This is a genomic window from Frisingicoccus caecimuris (assembly GCF_004340975.1).
In the GTDB taxonomy this organism is placed as follows: Bacteria; Bacillota; Clostridia; order Lachnospirales; family Lachnospiraceae; genus Frisingicoccus; species Frisingicoccus caecimuris.
On the sequence record NZ_SLXA01000002.1, the window covers coordinates 169,093 to 185,169 of the forward strand.

Genomic DNA, 16,077 nt, shown 5'->3' on the forward strand with positions numbered 1-16,077 from the left:
CAGACTTATACTAACACACTTCGTCAAAATTTACCAGCAGAAAATCAATGATCTACCCGGTAAATTCTCTGTCCACACAATACCTCATGACCGAATCCATCTGGGGCGATACCCATTTATCCCGGTGATACAAGAGCTGCTTCCAGACCTCTACATCAAAATCATCCACCTTCAAATGGACCAACCGTCCATCCTTCACGATTCCGGCTGTCACATAATCGGGCAAAAAAGAGATACCCGCTCCCTGCTCTACAAGAGAACAGATTAAATCTGCACTGCCAATCTCCAGAACCGGCTGAATTTCCAAAGACATTTCCGCCAGCTTTTCATCCATCAATCGCCGGTAACTCATTCCCTTTTCCGTCAAAATAAAAGGCTGATGAACCAATTCCTGCACTGAAATATTTTTTCGCAGGGCCAGGGGACTATCCGCCGCCGCAACAAAATTTATTTTGACCCGCTCTTCCCTGACAATGACATATTCCGTGTTATAGACATGATTATCCAGTGTCAGAATGGCGTCGGCTTCGTTATGATTGAGCAGTCGAAACATTTCCTCCGTTCCTGCCGCAATAATTTTTAATGTGATTTCCGGATACTGGGTCCTGAAGTCTGAAAATCCTTCGTACAAAAGAGAATCACAGAGAGAATCCGCCATAGCCAAACGCACATGGCCTTTGACATTTTTGACCTCCCGCATATTCGTTTCCAACTCCTGGGTCAGCTTGTGAATCTGGTGCGCATATTTCAAAACTTCTCTCCCTTTTTCTGTCAAAGCCACCGTATGATTAATTCGCTCAAATAGCTGGGAATTTAATTCCCGTTCCAGCTGCTTGATCTGAAAAGAGATCGTTGACTGAGAATAACCTGATTTTTTCGCCGCTTTTGTAAAACTGTTCAATTCGGACACAAGAATAAACGTATTTAAATTTTTAATATCCAAGTTGCTCACTCCATCTATTTTTTCAATTCTTATCATCGTTATAATTAATTTTACAGATATTTATTTCTACTATATACTAGATATCATGAAAATACAAATACTATCGATAAAGAAGGTACAATGATAATGAATATATTGAAACTTATTTTTACATCTGTCTATCAGTTTTTATGGGGAGATCTTATCACGTTACCCCTTCCCGGCGGAAGTTCTGTAGGGCTTTCCCTGCTTGTTCTCATTCTCATTCCTACGGGAATTTATTTTACCCTTCGAACTAAATTTCTTCCCTTCCGTCTCTTTACGGAAATGCTGAAAATTACCACAGAAAAAAAATCAACTTCGGAAAAAAACTCTATTTCCGGTGTTCAGGCATTGATCATTTCCACCGCTACCCGGGTCGGTATGGGTAATCTGGTCGGTGTAGTCGCTGCGATTTCTGCTGGAGGCGCCGGCGCTGTATTCTGGATGTGGGTCACTGCCCTGCTCGGTTCTTCCACAGCTTTTATTGAAGCTACACTGGCACAGATCTATAAAGAAAAAGACCCCCTTTATGGAGGTTACCGCGGTGGTCCGGCCTACTATATACATCACTTTTTTGTAAAGAAAGACAGCAAGCGTAAACACTCTGTTATCGCCTGTCTCTTTGCCGTCTCCGGTTTAATCTGCTGGTGCGGTATCAGTCAGGTCATCGGCAATTCAGTTTCATCCGCCTTTACAAATGCTTTTCAGGTTCCACCGATCTACACGACCGTACTTCTTGTATTCGTCGCTGCCATCATCGTACTTCGTAAAAATGCCACTGTAAAAGTATTGGATGTGATTGTTCCGATCATGGCCGGTTTTTACTTTTTGATGACATTATTTATCATTTTTACAAATATCACACAGCTTCCGGCTATTTTCCAACAGATTTTTACCGAGGCTTTCGGGCTGCGCCAGGTGGTCGCTGGTGGTTTCGGTACCGTTCTCATGAACGGTGCCAAACGTGGTCTCTTTTCCAATGAAGCCGGTTCCGGTTCGGCTCCATGTGCCGCCGCTGCCGCCGATATCAGCCATCCGGCCAAGGAAGGGCTGTTGCAGGCTTTTGGGGTATTTATTGATACGATTATCATTTGCAGCTGTTCTGCCATGATCATGCTTCTGACTCCGTCTGAACTGACCCAGGGACTTGCCGGAATGGATTTACTACAGGCTGCCATGAACTATCATCTTGGGACCTTTGGCGTTATATTTATTGCTGTCATTTTGTGGTTATTCAGCTTCTCCACATTTATCGGCATTTTATTTTATGCCCGTCCTAATATCGCTTATCTTTTCGGAGATAACTGGCTTTCCCAGAATTTATACAAAATTCTGGCATTGATCATGCTTTTTATCGGTGGTCTGGCCGCCTACACCTTCGTCTGGGATTTGGGTGATATCGGCATCGGTCTGATGACTATTTTTAACATGATCGCACTTATACCATTATCCCATCAGGCGATTGAATCTCTGAAAGATTACGAAAATCAGAAAAATCAGTAAATATGTTTTCATCCTGGATGCGTCCGGTCACAGGCCGGCGCATCCTTTTCATTTCTTTAATCATTATTTAATTTCTGAAATGCTCTTTTTGAATACAATGAAATCAAAAAAGCGCCGACAGCTCCCCCCGACATAACCACCCATGGAATTACTGAAAAAATATCAAATAGAACACCGTAAAGTGCCTGTCCACCCGGCTGGGCACAATTTGCTATCGCCATAATAGCTGCCATGATTTTTCCCAAAAGATGCGGCGGCGTCTGTTGCTGTAAGAGGGTCAGTATCTGAACAGTAAAAATTGTCGACGCAGCCATAATCACAAAGCTCATCACCGTAATCACCCGGAAACCAAACAGTTTTGGCATTCCTGGTATCAATGTCATTCCCATAAACAAGGCGGCAACGGCACAGGCTGTAAGCAGCATCCAACTGTCCTTTATCTGGATTTTTTCATGTACCACACTGGCCAGCATACCTCCGATCAGGCCGCCGACCCCCATAGCTCCCTGAGCCACGCCAAGCTGCATATCCGACATGCCAAGAATCTGAATAATCATAATGGGAATCCCAACGATCAACGCTGCTGATAATACCAGATTAAAAAGAGCCAGTATGCAGACAACAGATATAAAAGCAGGTTTTTCATCTTTTACAAAACACCAGCTTTCTTTTAAATCCTCTTTAACAATTGCAGCAGCCCCCTTTGTATAGCTGGTCTTTTTATAAGGGATATGTATAAAAATTTCCATTACCGCAGATGCCAGGAAGCAAATAATACTCAGCGCAAGTATGGGTTTTATTCCAAAAGAGCCGAACAGTATGCCTCCGATCACCGGTCCAAAAAGGCCTGAGAGGGTACCCACCATATTAATAACCGCATTCGCCTGCATCAAATTCTCCGATTCGGCCAATAAAGGAATACTCGCCTGTACGGCTGGCTGGTAAGCTCCTGAAATTCCATACAGAACCATTAGCACAACGATCATCAGCGGAACCAGAGGCAATCTCTGGAACACCACATAAAATATACATATGAGACCTGCTGTTGAAAAATCGAGAGTCACCATAATATTTCTTTTATTTACCCGGTCAGCAATAACACCCCCAAAAAAAGAAAATATGACCATTGGTATAAATGAACATGCCGTAACCATGCCAAAGAGTGCTGACGATTCTGTTTCCCTCAAAAGATATAATGGCAATGCAAACCGAAGGATTCCATTGCCAAACAGGGAAATAATCTGTCCGATAACAACCATTGTAAAATCTCGTTGAAATAATTTTGTCTTTTCCATTGTCTTCTCCTCCTTTTCAAACCGACCGTCGGTTTGTATATGTGTTAAATGAAACTGCCCATCACTGAGCAGTTCACTCTACCACATTTCTTATGTTTTATTCCGGGAAGCTATGCCGCATTCGACTGTAATTTACAAAAACTTCTATCATTTCTTCGTCTAATATATCCAGTCCAATAGCATGCGTCATCGTCATAAAGACCCGACATCTTTCCCGCACCTCTTCCGGTGTGGACGGCTGAACCATCGGATTCACCCATATATCGATCATCAACAGAAGTACCTCCGCTGTGGCCCGGGTATTTTCCACCTGTATCGAACCATCCGCCACACCCTCATCTAAAATCGGCTGAATAAATTCCGGTGCGACTAAATTCAGTATGTCACGAATTTCAATCGCCAAAAACCGTGGGTTATCCAGAAGATAAGGGATAATACGAAGTACCGTCTCCTGATTCGGATGAAGCAGGGAAGACCTGAAAATTTCTTTAAGCTTTTCCCGTCCATTCAAGTGTTTGTCATCTCGTATGCCTGCCAGTCTTGCAGAATTTGCCTCACCAATCTGTCCGCAGATACGTTCAAAAATCTCTTCTTTTGACGAAAAATGATGATAGATAGCCCCCTTGGACAATTTTGTTTCATTAATAATATCCTGCAGAGATGTTCCGTCATACCCTTTTTCAACAAATAATTTACTGGCGGCATCCAAAATCAGCTTAACGGTCTCTTCCGGATGTTTATTTCTTGCCATCCAATTTCTCTCCTTTTTACAGACCAACGGTCTGTTTCTATTGTATCAAATGCAAAAGTCTGTGTCAATAATCTTACCATCTGATCTTAACATATTCCCCATCTTTTGTGGTATGCTAGTAATCAACAACCTTAAATTTTTAAAAAAGGAGTTTAAACATGCCCGATATAAATCATACATTCATGAATCTTCGAGAACAGATTTTATCCTGCCGCCAATGCCAATCCGATTTTGGTTTTGAACCCCATCCTATTGTCTTCGGCAATCCCGGCGCTAAAATTATGCAGATCAGCCAGGCGCCTTCCCGGACGGTCCATAATACAGGAAAGCCTTTCAATGATGCCAGCGGTCGAAGGCTCCGCTCCGAATGGTACCGAATCTCCGATGAAATTTTTTATAATCCGGACAACTTTTACATTGTATCCATCGCCCACTGTTATCCCGGTAAAAATCCAAAGGGTGGAGACAACCGCCCACCAAAATGCTGTGCAGACAAATGGCTGTCCCAAGAACTTAGACTTGTACAGAATGAAATATACATTCTCATTGGCAGTTCAGCAGCTTCATACTTTTTCCCAAAGCAAAAACTTACTGACCTTGTTTTTCAGGATCTGACGCTTAATGAAAAAAAAACCTTTGTCCTCCCTCACCCCTCACCACTCAATATGAAATGGTTTCGAGATTATCCTGAGTTTATGGAAAAACGCATCATTGAAATAGAAAAGGCGGTACATAAGACATTGGGAATATCCCGGTTTTCCTGTACCGCTCTATAGATTTGTAATATCTCCTAAATCAATATAAATATTTTTCCTGTTTGTTTCCGGCATTTGACTCCAACCTTGTTAAATATGAATTTCTATGCCTTAATGGCCCACCGCATTTTCGTCGACCGTGCCCGGCTGTTTCTCGCACATTCTTCGGCAGAAGGACGTATAACCTCTTCTGAAATTTCCTGATAAAGTCCTTCCTTTTTCAGACGTTTAAACGATTTTTTGACCAATCGGTCCTCACCGGAATGGAAGGTGAGAATAGCAACCCGACCCCCCGGAACCAGAACATCCGGAAGTTTTTCCAGAAAATCATAAAGCACTTCAAATTCACTGTTCACATCAATACGCAATGCCTGAAAAGTTCTCTGACAGGATTTCTTAACCGCTTCTTTACGCTCACTCGCCGGCAGAAAAGCAAGCGTTTCTTCAATAACGTTTTTTAACTGAGTTGTCGTCTCAATCTTCTGTCCTCGTTTCAATCGGGAGACTACCGATCTTGCAATCTCATCCGCATAAGGTTCATCCGAGTTTTCAACCAGCATCCCCCGAAGTTCTTCCTGGGAAAGTTCTTTTAGCCTCTCGGCCGCACTTGTTCCCTTCTGCGGATTCATTCGAAGATCCAGCGGTCCTTCATTTTTATAAGAAAATCCACGCTCCGGATTGTCAATCTGCATAGATGAGACACCCAGATCTGCCAATACAAAATCAAACTTTCCGGCCTGTTCGGCCACCTGATCAATATTGGCAAAATTTTGTAACAGTACCGTCAAGATATCCTCACCATAGCCCAACCGTTTTAACCGTTCCGTTGTCTTTGCTGATTCAATCGGATCCACATCCAGTGCATAAATATGGCCCTCAGATTTGAGACATTTTAACATCTCCAGGGTATGTCCGCCATAGCCCAGCGTTGCATCCAATCCATTTTGTCCCGGCTGAATCTGTAAAAAATCCAAAATCTCTTTTACACAAATGGAAATATGCATTCCCGCTGGTGTGCTTCCTTTTTGAATAACTTTAGATATCGTATCCGCATATTTTTCCGGCTGAAGCTCCTTATATTTTTCACTATATTTTCTCGGATGGGTACCTGAATACCTCACCCGACGTCTATGTTCTTTCTCTTGAACCATCATTTTCATCCTTTCTCAAAGATTCTATATTAAAAAAATAATTTCCAGATAGTCTACTATTTGATTATAATAGAAATTACATAGATTTAAAAGAGCAATTTCGGCTGTCAATAATCGGTATGTGGGCATTTTCAATATATGCCCGCCTTTCTTTTGAAGTGGGGATTCATTTCCTGCTCTTCTTTCATGAGAAAAGCGGCGGGACAGGTGTCATTCATACACCTGCCTCGCCGCTAGTCTCATTATCTCTTACAGTGTTTTCCTCTATATTTGCGTTTATTGACCAGCAATGCAGCAATCATGCCCATACCAGAAATTCCTAAAAGTGCCGACCACAGAATTAAATTTGTTTCATCCCCTGTCTTTGGAACATTGTCAATCGGCTTACCCGGGTCAATAGGTTCATCTGGATCGGTTGGTTTGTCTGGATCAGTAGGCTTATCATCGTTTATGATAGTAAAGGTCATACCGCTCTGATCCACCTTCGCTATAAAACCGTCCGGCACATTCACTTCGGCCACTGTCCAAGTATACCCGTCGCTGAGTCCAGTCCAAGTGAATGTCCAGTTATTTCGGTCGCTTAGTTCGACTTTCTCATATTCTTTGCCATCTCTCAGCAGGACAACCGGTACAGAATCCGTCGCCTTGCCCCCATCATCCAGTATTCACTCTTTTTTCGCCGTGAGGCTGGAATCATCGGGATCCGGTTCGATCGGCGTTACATCTTTGGTGTTGGTAAACGCTGCTGTCGATGTAGCATCTTTCCCGATCGTTCCGATATCGCCAGTCTTGGTTGTCACGTAGCCGTCACCTGAATAATCCTCCTCGGTCACCGTATATTTTGCGCCCAAGGGCAGACCCGTAATGGTAACTTGCTGGCCGTGCTTCAGCGTAATGGTTCCTTCGCCATTGTCGTTCAGGGTCAGCACATCATTTTCCGGCCCGGTCACACCATCCATAATACTGCCGCCGATATAGGCATATCCGCCTGTCAGCGGCATGTCGCCCTCATCAGTGATCTTTACTGTGAACTGGAATTCTTTGTCCAGATCGATCTGTTCTGCATTATTCCCCGCTACCTCTTTGGAAATGGTGAAGCTGTAGGGGTTTGGCATGTTCAGACGGCCGTTGTTTCCTAAGAACGCGGTCATCTGATTATTCTCCATCCATGGAACAAAAGAATAGGTTGCCGTTTCAGTCGCATTTTGCTCTTTATTCCGGCTGAAATAATCCAAACGTCCAATACGGGCAGCGCCAATTTTCGTATAAACATTTCCGTCAATGGCTTCCACAGCTCCTGTCAGCTGGTCAGCCGTTCTCTCAACAACCGTCTCCGTATAGCCGGTGTGATCGCCGGTATAGCCATGGTCTTTATCATCATCTACATAATAGTCGATCTTTAAATAGTAATTGCCTTCCGGAAGGCTGTTGTCCGTTACCTGATCTGCAGTTACCGGCACTGTACACTCTTCATTCGAATAGATCTGCCGGTTCTTTTGGAAGAAGTAGTACCGGTTATTCGAGTTAGGGGTGAACTGGACAGTGGTATCGCCAATAGCACCATCATCAAATCGGTCATCACCGGTCGGATTCAGCTGCCGCTCATATCGGTTGCTGTAAAACCGGATGTTTCCGTCTGCGGTGATATTCTTAGCCTTGTAAGTAGCATCAATTTTGGACAGATCAAGGGCTCCGCCCTCTTTCTCATCAATCTTGACCCCATTCTGGATACCCACGGTATAGAGTACACGTAAAGGCATTGTTTCAAATCTTGAAGAGATATAGTCCGTCATTTGGCCATTTTCTACCGTAATCTCATCATGGCGCAGCGGCAGGCACGAATTTGGGATTTCCACCACAAGGGTCTCTGTTGTTTTCCCGTTCTTTATCTCTTGTTCGACCTTTACCGTCATCTGACTGATATCAATATCTGCGCCGGTGATGGGATTCTTCGGTGTTGTTTCACCTGCGGCCAAGGTCAAAGAATAAGTTCCATCTTCATTATTTTTGGTGGCATCATACAGTGTTCCGCCCCACAGCACGCCTTTGATGTCCTTGACCTCCATGTACTCACCTATCGGATCACGATAAACTACGGCGCTCTGCTTTCCGCCGGTACTCTCCTCTGTAGCATAAAAGGCGTCACTTTGAACTTCTCCCATGATCTCAGTAAAAATATCATTTAAGTTTTCAGTGGTAGTGTGATAGTAATTATCCACATAATTCAGGTCTGCTTCTGTCACATCATCTGTAGCAGGATGATTGAACATCCGCATGTTTCCGCCTTGATCGGGAAGCGAAACATTCAGTCCTTCTTTATAGATCTCCCACGCATTATATGCATATCCAGCCGCATCATTATAGGTTGGACTGTCCAGAATAGTAATTCCGTTAATCGTGTCATTTTTCTTAAATCCTGTACCCGGATTTAAAACAGCCTGATAATAGAGTCCCTCAGGGTCACCTATATCAGCTCCGATCGTGTATATTTTCGGAGCGATCTGAAAGTTCTTCTGAATCTGTTTTTTCCAATAAGCGCCTGTCAGAACTGTGCTCAGAGCCGAGGCCGGCCTTCCCTTAACGTTTCCCCTCTGATAACCATCAGGCTCCCACCAGTTATCCGCCTGAAACTGCTGAGGCTGTCCATCTGTGACAAGAATCACCACAGGTTGACGCGTAACGTAATTACCCTGGCTGTCCCTGAATTTCGTATCTGATACCTGCGACATTTGCTTCATGCTTTCATACAGACTGCCCTGCGTAAATGTTCCGCTTTGGGTAGAAAAGTTCTTTCCGGCCTTTTTGCCGTCTTGATCCGTACAATTGATCGTTACATCCTAATAAGCCACATCATTGCTTGGCTCAACCAGTGAAGTACTCAACAAATCCCCTTCCCAGGTATACGTGCCAAGCGGAAGAGCCGTCACTACCTGTCTGGAATACGCCACAAGCGCAATACGGGAATCCTTACTATGCTCCTTTACCTGCTGAAACAACCCATTAAGAGCCGTCACTGCGTTTTTCATACGATTATTAGGAGTTGTGTTGTCATTAGCATCATAATCATTAGCCATAGACGAAGAGCGATCCAAAATGACCATGAGATCGACTGGCAAAGGTTCGCTGCCTATGACCGACCGCGTACTGCCCAGAAAAGATGCGGAAACGAGAAAATCCGAATCATTTGTAAATTTTTTGCCATCCCTCTCTATGGTCTCATCCGCAAATACCGACTTATCCGCCCAAATACGCCCGGCATACCGACTTGTTGTGGCGTTGGGATATTCTTCATTTGCCATGAGGTTGGTGTAGCCGTCGCTGGCGTCAATATCCGCTACCTTTGTCGCTGTGGGCTCTCCTTCCGCCGCCATCGCAGTAATAGAGCCGTTTCCGATTCCTGTGCCAAGCAACGCAATACAAAGTGCCGCACTGGCAACTATACGCCAAAAATCAGACCTGTACTTGTGTGATTTCATTGATATAAACCTCCTTTTTTCCCTTTTTCTCTTTTCACTTCCTAAATATAAGCACCATAGCGATAAAAGGAACTAAAAGATAAAAAAGGAGCCCTCGTGTTTTGCATTAAAGCTATAATCAAAAGGTACACTTTCGGCCAGTTTTAACAACCTGAAATTCTCCACCATTTCCAATAACCTCTCTAATTTAGCAAGTTTATTTTGAGTTTCTTTATATTCTTTTACGGATACCAATACTGCTATTGGCTGGTTATAATTCTATGATTCTCTTTATCTCGGAATCTGTTGCCCTTAAAGCGGCATAATAGACAGCCTCCGGTTCAAATATCAACCGCATTTCATATAAGTCTTTCGCATTGACCTTTATTTTTGACAACTGTTCTATATCCTGTTGCTTCTTAAACGCATTCTCTTTTACATACGTTCCTTTTCCCCTTTGAATTTCCAATATATCCAGAGCAACTAAAATTCTGATTGCTTGTCGCAGCGTAGTATCGAAAGAACTCTATCATAAAAATAAAACCTGTCTTATATCATAAACATTACCAGTTATATTGTAATAAGTGAATTTTTTTCCATCGGGTGCAGTCCACTCATTTTTACGATGAAATTTGAACTTTGTATATACAACAACTTTACAATGCTGTTTTTCTAAAAGATTGTCATAAATATTCTTATTTGTAAAATAAATTTCTACTACAATACGTTTGTTCTTTTCTTCCGAGACACTTTCATATTTCAAACAAAATTTCTGTTCCTGATACTCACTTACCGATTTAACAAAACCTACTATACAAATTGGATGATATACTTTTTCATTAGTAAGATATTTCAACAATCGATTATACTCTCCGTCCTTTTCTGAATCAAAATAGAAATTTTTCCACGGAACAACATATGGCATATCTTTCCAATCACGATACTGTAAGTTTATTTTATCCTCTAAATCAGAATTATCCTCAACTATCGCTCTCAGTTTCATAATTTGATTCATAGTCGACAAATATGCTATTTTCTTACCTGATGGGATATAATTATGCTGTCTTTTCCCATGTCCAGATTTTTCAAAAAAAGTAGAACTTTTTTGACTATCAGTTTCCTCTGACGATAGCATCAATCTTACCACATACTTATTGTCTTGCTTTGACATCAACTCATTATCGGCACAAGCTGCATATATATTTGATACTGCACCATCAACAGTATACCTACATCCCTTTTCGTGTTCCTGTCCGCTCTTTAGCCGAAAATATCTTTGTACTATAATTTTTCTTTCACCTAAGTTCTTTTCATAAGAATTAACAAAACTTACATCTGCATTACAATAGTAACATTTCAAACAACCATATGTTTTGTTTGTGTCATATTCAGTAATTTTAAGTTCCTTTCCATCACATCTTACTTTGTCCATTTTAATTCCCATAAACAACACTCCTCTAAATATAACGATTATTTTAATAGAATATGGACAAGGACTTTATTTTCTTGTATCTCCCCACTCTATATCAACCACTACCGATACATTAATATAATCATTAATCTCCCTATTCCTCATTTTCTCACCTTCATCTGTAAACACAATATGTTTATGAAAGTGCCTAAAATAAAGGATTTCTACGAGTCTTTCCTTTGTATCAACACAATACTTTCGACGGTATTACCTTTTTCCCACAAAACATATACAAATCCTACTTTATTTTAAATTCCTCTTTTAATTTCAATTCGTCTACCAACTTATTATTTGCATTCATAAATTCTTCTTTATTTGCTTCATAATCAGTTAAGCGCATTTGAAACCATAACTCAGGACTTACGGAAATTTCCGTGACATCATACTTAATTTGAGTTGCCAATAAAACATATGATGACATCATTCTATACTTATCTAAGGACGTAGTTTTCTCATTTGCAGCATAATTTTCTTTTTGCATTAAGGATACTATCTTTATGGACTTTTCCGTTCCATAAGAATATATCGTATTCATAATCCCTTTAAAATGTTTAAAATTTTGTTCTATTGTTTTCTTCTTTTGAGTTTCATTTTTTATCTTCCCTGACTCTATCATTTCGTCCATTAGAACAAGTACTTCATATGGCATCGTGGACATTTTCTCTAAAGCTACGCTATCTCGTTGCCGCTTTAATTCGTTTTTGAAATTTTTCTTCATAGAAGCATTTGTTACAATAAACCCAACAATTGAAATCATTCCTGTCACCAAAGCGGTAATAATTGCTCCTTTTAAATCATCACTCATGCCACTGCTTTCCTTTGCCAAATAAGCAGTCATGCTTAACAAACCCATATATTTCATGCTACTCCTCTATATTTTCCTGTTTCTTTTGCATCTCCATTCCTAATTTTGGAAAGCTATTTAAACTTACTGTTTCCAATGTTTGTAATTGTTGTACCGCCAACTGCCGTAACAATTCCATACGCTCTTTTTGACTTTTCCCCTGATTAATCAAAACAGCATTATAGCTTTCCAGATTCGCAAGTACCAGTAATTGATTCAGAGTTGCTACGTCCCGCATATTTCCTTTTACCGTTGGATTTTCATCTTTCCATTGCTTCGCCGTCTTTCCAAACAAAACAACATTCAACATATCTGCTTCATTAGCATAGGTATACGCCACCTGTGCGGGCGTTAATTCTGGCGGAATCAGATTTTCTTTAATTGCATCTGTATGTATCCTATAATTCAACTTAGAAATTTCTCTATTTAAATTCCAATTCAAAGACAACCGACTGTTTTCATCTGTCTTTAAACGTCTATAGTCTTTCATGATATATAACTGGAACTCAGGGGAAATCCAGGTTGCAAAGGACATGGCTATATCGCTATGGGCATATGTTCCTCCGTAGCGTCCTGCTTTTGAAACAATACCGATAGCATCTGTCGCTTCAATCCACTTCTTTGGCGACATAGTAAAGGCGTTTGCTCCTGCCTGCTTTTTAAACCCCTCGAATTCGAGGGGTTTAAAATCTGGATTATGCAGCCTTTCCCATAGTCCCAGAAATTCTATCACATCTCGATTTCTCATCCAATTTTGAATAACCGCAGTTGGGTCATCGCTCTTATACCGTGCAATATCTGTCAATGAAATAAATTCATTTTCAAAATCCTGCGTATAAATCCCAATATCTATTCCATTTGCATGAATTGTTTCTTTAATTATTTTCCCCATTGTTCCTCCTACAATCACATCTTAATCCTTTTAAAACACCTTATCCTCTTTCCCATCAAGAATGTTCTGCCGAATAACTATCTTCATCTTCTGACACGGTTCTGCTACGCACATCTTCAACCAATGGCAAATAAACCCCATAGGCTTTTTGATGTATTTCAACTATCTGCTCTGCAATCTGATAAATCCTTGCATCCATTAAATTACCTCAAAATATTTAAGTGCCTCCGTTATCGCTTCCATCTTTTCCTTCGGCGGATGTTTTCTCGGCTGTTTTAACTCTTCCACCACATTAGGAGCATCATACATTGTCAATCCCAAATACCTCTTTACTTCTGCGATATATGCGGTATGTACTTTAAATCCATTTTTCTTCTCGACATATTCCTGTATCATTTTATATGTGATTTTCGGTTTCGGCTGATATTTCTTTGCACGTTCTGCGATTGCATCCAAAGGCACCTTTCCCGCACCTTCTCCAAATTCCACTTTCACATTGATAACACTATCTGGTGATTTGTGGGACAAAAGCACGATACTTTCCACATGAGTATCAAATCAAAACATATCCCCACAAATTCACGAAAATATCAGCAATATTTGTGTAATACCAATACCGTTCGTGCAACCCTTTTCCCACAAAATTACAAGCAATATATTTAGACTACTTGGCAATAAGCAAAAAAGAAAGCACTATGCAACCTGATATTGTTTTAAAAAATCTATTAAACTTTGTGGAGTATCAGCATAATCCTGCATAGTTGATAATATATTAACATTCGGGTCGATATGTACAGACGTATATTTTTGCGAGAAATATCCTCCTGTTTTATTTTTCATTTTCAGTGAATCAATAATTTTTTTCAAAAATTCTACTTCAAATTTTCCTCTAAACCACTGCCCCATGTTACCACTTTTAAAGTAATTCATTTTTTCTTCAATATCACTTTCCTCTATATTGATTGAATCAGGAAATAATTCTTTTAATTTTTCACGATTTATTTCTTCTTTGCAAATAATACTATCAATCGATAGCTCTAAAAATAATTTAGAAATTTTAAAGCCTGATAAAACTATTCTGAGACTTTCCACAGTTTCTTCTTGCAATCTCTGACATGCCAACCATGAATTTATATAGATAGTTTTATCATGAAACTCTTGCTGTCTTTTTGAATAGTCAGAGCAACATTTTAAGAAATCTTTTTCTGTTGTATTAATTCCAAATTCTCTATTTAACATCTTAGAAAAAGCTTCCTTACTTGTGTAAAAGTTTTCTATAGAATAGCATGGCGTTTGATATAATAAATCATTATTATATTTTGTCGTATCATAATCACTATCAATAAAAAATGCCTTCGCTACAAAAATTTCATCTCTATTTTTTTCAACAAGGTTCAATGCTTTCAATACGCCCTTTTTTCCGCCACAATTATAATGAATTATTTTGTTATATTCATAGCCACTATACTTTTCTATTCGTGGGGAATAGTACTTTACATCTTCTCCCTCAAAAAAGCAAAACAAATAGTCTTGGTATTTCTTTTTCTCTTGACAATACCGTGAAAAAGCCACCACGCCCTTGTTTCTTGCATCTTTAACCTTTTGTATATCCATATATTTTCTCCCTCATTCATTCTCAGATAAACAGTTTCCCATATCCTTTGCTAAATCATCAAATTCATTATCAAAAATAAAAGGAGAGTGTGTTACCGCTATTAAAGTTGAGCACTTTCCAGAATTAACAACATCTGGAAGAAACATATTCTGCCACTTTATAGACAACGATAATTCTGGTTCGTCAAACAAGATAATACAATTTTCTATATTTTCAATATATAATTTTGAAAAAACTGAAATAATTTGTTTCTCACCTGATGATAAGTTTTGAATACTAATTGGTTTTTTTGTTTTTTCTTTGTAAATTCCTAGTTCTACATTGGTTTCATCGTATATATATTTCTTGCCATTCAAATAATTGTTACATATTAAAGCAAATGTCTTTACTCTTTCATCGTACTTATTTTGCCGTTCATAACTATCTATCAAATTTTTAATCAGGTTTAAAAGATACCTATTTTCACTATTATAGATATCTAAGCTATTCACTAATTCAATTATTCTTTGTTTGTCCTGATCTTCTATTTCGTCTCCTATTCTTGCCAAAGCAATAACCAATTTATTTTGTTCAACTTTATAATTCTCAACATCAGATAATTCACCATTTAAATATTGTTTTAAAAGGACGCCTGTCATTTTTGCAAAACCCGTAATTGCAACCGACTTTATCGTCTGTAAAAGTGCTTCTATGTTTTTCTCTACATCCGTCATTCCAAACTGTATAAGTCTACTTTTCACACGGTCTTTTTCTATATCAATACCTAAATTAGACATATCCTCTTCAATTCTTCTATATGTAGGAAAGTATAAAATTTCCTCATCGATTTTTTCACTTACGTTTTTCTTAAATGTAATCACCTTATTAAAGTCCGCTTTTGTAGTCATATTTTTTTGAAATTGTTGCACCATATATCGCTCTAACTCTCGTCGAGCCATATATGGTGACATGCCAAACACATCACTTACTCTAAAATAATACTTCTTTAATTCCTCCTCATTCGCTCCTTCCCTAATTAGTTTACTTATATTTTCTAATTCTTTTATCGTAAATAAACTTTCAAATTGTACTTTACGCCTTCTATACGGTGGATTACCATACATATAGTCTTCCACATATGATGAAATATCATTATGATCAATGCTAAATTTTTCGCCATCAACAAATGTCAATGAAATACTATCAAAAATTATACTATTTAACTTTTCAATATTTCCGCTCAATACATAATACAAACAATTCAAAATAGTAGTTTTTCCCATACCATTTTCACCTAAAAATATATTTACTTTTTCATCTAATGGTAGGCTTACATTGAACTGATTAAAAAGATTGGTTATTTCAAATAACTTCAACTTTGATTCCATAAAACTGTCCTCCA

General features: G+C 39.5%; 17 protein-coding genes. 2 read left to right on the plus strand and 15 right to left on the minus strand.

The genetic code is table 11. The annotated features are described in order from the left end of the window. Positions 1-52: 52 nt before the first annotated feature. Complete coding sequence (locus tag EV212_RS03215; RefSeq protein ID WP_207669055.1) at positions 53-943, minus strand: LysR family transcriptional regulator; 891 nt, start codon at positions 941-943, stop codon at positions 53-55. A 126-nt stretch (positions 944-1,069) separates the two neighbouring features. Here EV212_RS03215 and EV212_RS03220 point away from each other — a divergent pair, with 126 nt between their 5' ends. Further along, the gene (locus EV212_RS03220) at positions 1,070-2,467 is read left to right on the plus strand and encodes an alanine/glycine:cation symporter family protein (RefSeq protein WP_330570435.1); all 1,398 of its coding nucleotides are present in this window, start codon (positions 1,070-1,072) and stop codon (positions 2,465-2,467) included. Between the two features lie 56 nt (positions 2,468-2,523). On the opposite strand, the gene EV212_RS03225 is transcribed toward EV212_RS03220, so the two are convergent. Next, complete coding sequence (locus EV212_RS03225) at positions 2,524-3,762, minus strand: MFS transporter (RefSeq protein WP_132088796.1); 1,239 nt, start codon at positions 3,760-3,762, stop codon at positions 2,524-2,526. Between the two features lie 97 nt (positions 3,763-3,859). Further along, positions 3,860-4,513, minus strand: a complete 654-nt coding sequence (locus EV212_RS03230; protein WP_132088798.1) for a TetR/AcrR family transcriptional regulator — start codon at positions 4,511-4,513, stop codon at positions 3,860-3,862. Positions 4,514-4,671: 158 nt separating this feature from the next. Between EV212_RS03230 and EV212_RS03235 the strand changes: the two genes are divergently transcribed. Further along, positions 4,672-5,289: a uracil-DNA glycosylase family protein gene (locus EV212_RS03235; RefSeq protein ID WP_207669056.1), complete on the plus strand. Its 618-nt coding sequence runs from the start codon at positions 4,672-4,674 to the stop codon at positions 5,287-5,289. 83 nt (positions 5,290-5,372) lie between these two features. Here EV212_RS03235 and rsmH read toward each other — a convergent pair whose 3' ends face one another. The 12 genes from rsmH to EV212_RS03290 all read right to left on the minus strand — a co-directional run bounded on the left by rsmH (position 5,373) and on the right by EV212_RS03290 (position 16,063). Beyond that, positions 5,373-6,422: a 16S rRNA (cytosine(1402)-N(4))-methyltransferase RsmH gene (gene rsmH / locus EV212_RS03240; protein WP_132088801.1), complete on the minus strand. Its 1,050-nt coding sequence runs from the start codon at positions 6,420-6,422 to the stop codon at positions 5,373-5,375. 239 nt (positions 6,423-6,661) lie between these two features. Then, positions 6,662-7,084 carry a Cna B-type domain-containing protein gene (locus tag EV212_RS03245; RefSeq protein WP_132088804.1) on the minus strand — a complete coding sequence of 141 codons (423 nt, stop codon included), beginning with the start codon at positions 7,082-7,084 and terminating at the stop codon, positions 6,662-6,664. Then, the gene (locus EV212_RS03250) at positions 7,085-9,157 is read right to left on the minus strand and encodes a DUF7601 domain-containing protein (RefSeq protein ID WP_132088806.1); all 2,073 of its coding nucleotides are present in this window, start codon (positions 9,155-9,157) and stop codon (positions 7,085-7,087) included. It abuts the gene before it with no gap. Between the two features lie 99 nt (positions 9,158-9,256). Beyond that, positions 9,257-9,895 (minus strand): vWA domain-containing protein, encoded by a 639-nt coding sequence (locus EV212_RS03255; protein WP_132088809.1) that lies wholly within the window; start codon positions 9,893-9,895, stop codon positions 9,257-9,259. 250 nt (positions 9,896-10,145) lie between these two features. After that, positions 10,146-10,343 (minus strand): hypothetical protein, encoded by a 198-nt coding sequence (locus tag EV212_RS03260; protein WP_330570436.1) that lies wholly within the window; start codon positions 10,341-10,343, stop codon positions 10,146-10,148. Positions 10,344-10,403: 60 nt separating this feature from the next. Next, complete coding sequence (locus EV212_RS03265) at positions 10,404-11,318, minus strand: hypothetical protein (RefSeq protein ID WP_132088814.1); 915 nt, start codon at positions 11,316-11,318, stop codon at positions 10,404-10,406. Positions 11,319-11,583: 265 nt separating this feature from the next. Continuing rightward, positions 11,584-12,207 (minus strand): hypothetical protein, encoded by a 624-nt coding sequence (locus EV212_RS03270; RefSeq protein WP_243115440.1) that lies wholly within the window; start codon positions 12,205-12,207, stop codon positions 11,584-11,586. 1 nt (position 12,208) lies between these two features. Continuing rightward, positions 12,209-13,081 (minus strand): KilA-N domain-containing protein, encoded by an 873-nt coding sequence (locus EV212_RS03275; RefSeq protein WP_132088816.1) that lies wholly within the window; start codon positions 13,079-13,081, stop codon positions 12,209-12,211. 55 nt (positions 13,082-13,136) lie between these two features. Continuing rightward, positions 13,137-13,280 (minus strand): hypothetical protein, encoded by a 144-nt coding sequence (locus tag EV212_RS13405; protein WP_165873269.1) that lies wholly within the window; start codon positions 13,278-13,280, stop codon positions 13,137-13,139. After that, on the minus strand, positions 13,280-13,627 hold the full coding sequence (locus EV212_RS03280; protein WP_132088819.1) for a hypothetical protein: 348 nt from the start codon (positions 13,625-13,627) through the stop codon (positions 13,280-13,282). The genes EV212_RS13405 and EV212_RS03280 overlap by 1 nt, the downstream gene beginning before the upstream one ends. Before the next feature lie 147 nt (positions 13,628-13,774). Next, entirely contained in the window at positions 13,775-14,695 is a 921-nt protein-coding gene (locus tag EV212_RS03285) for a DUF4435 domain-containing protein (protein WP_132088822.1), read from the minus strand. A gap of 12 nt (positions 14,696-14,707) precedes the next feature. Continuing rightward, entirely contained in the window at positions 14,708-16,063 is a 1,356-nt protein-coding gene (locus EV212_RS03290; RefSeq protein WP_132088825.1) for an AAA family ATPase, read from the minus strand. Positions 16,064-16,077 lie beyond the last annotated feature (14 nt).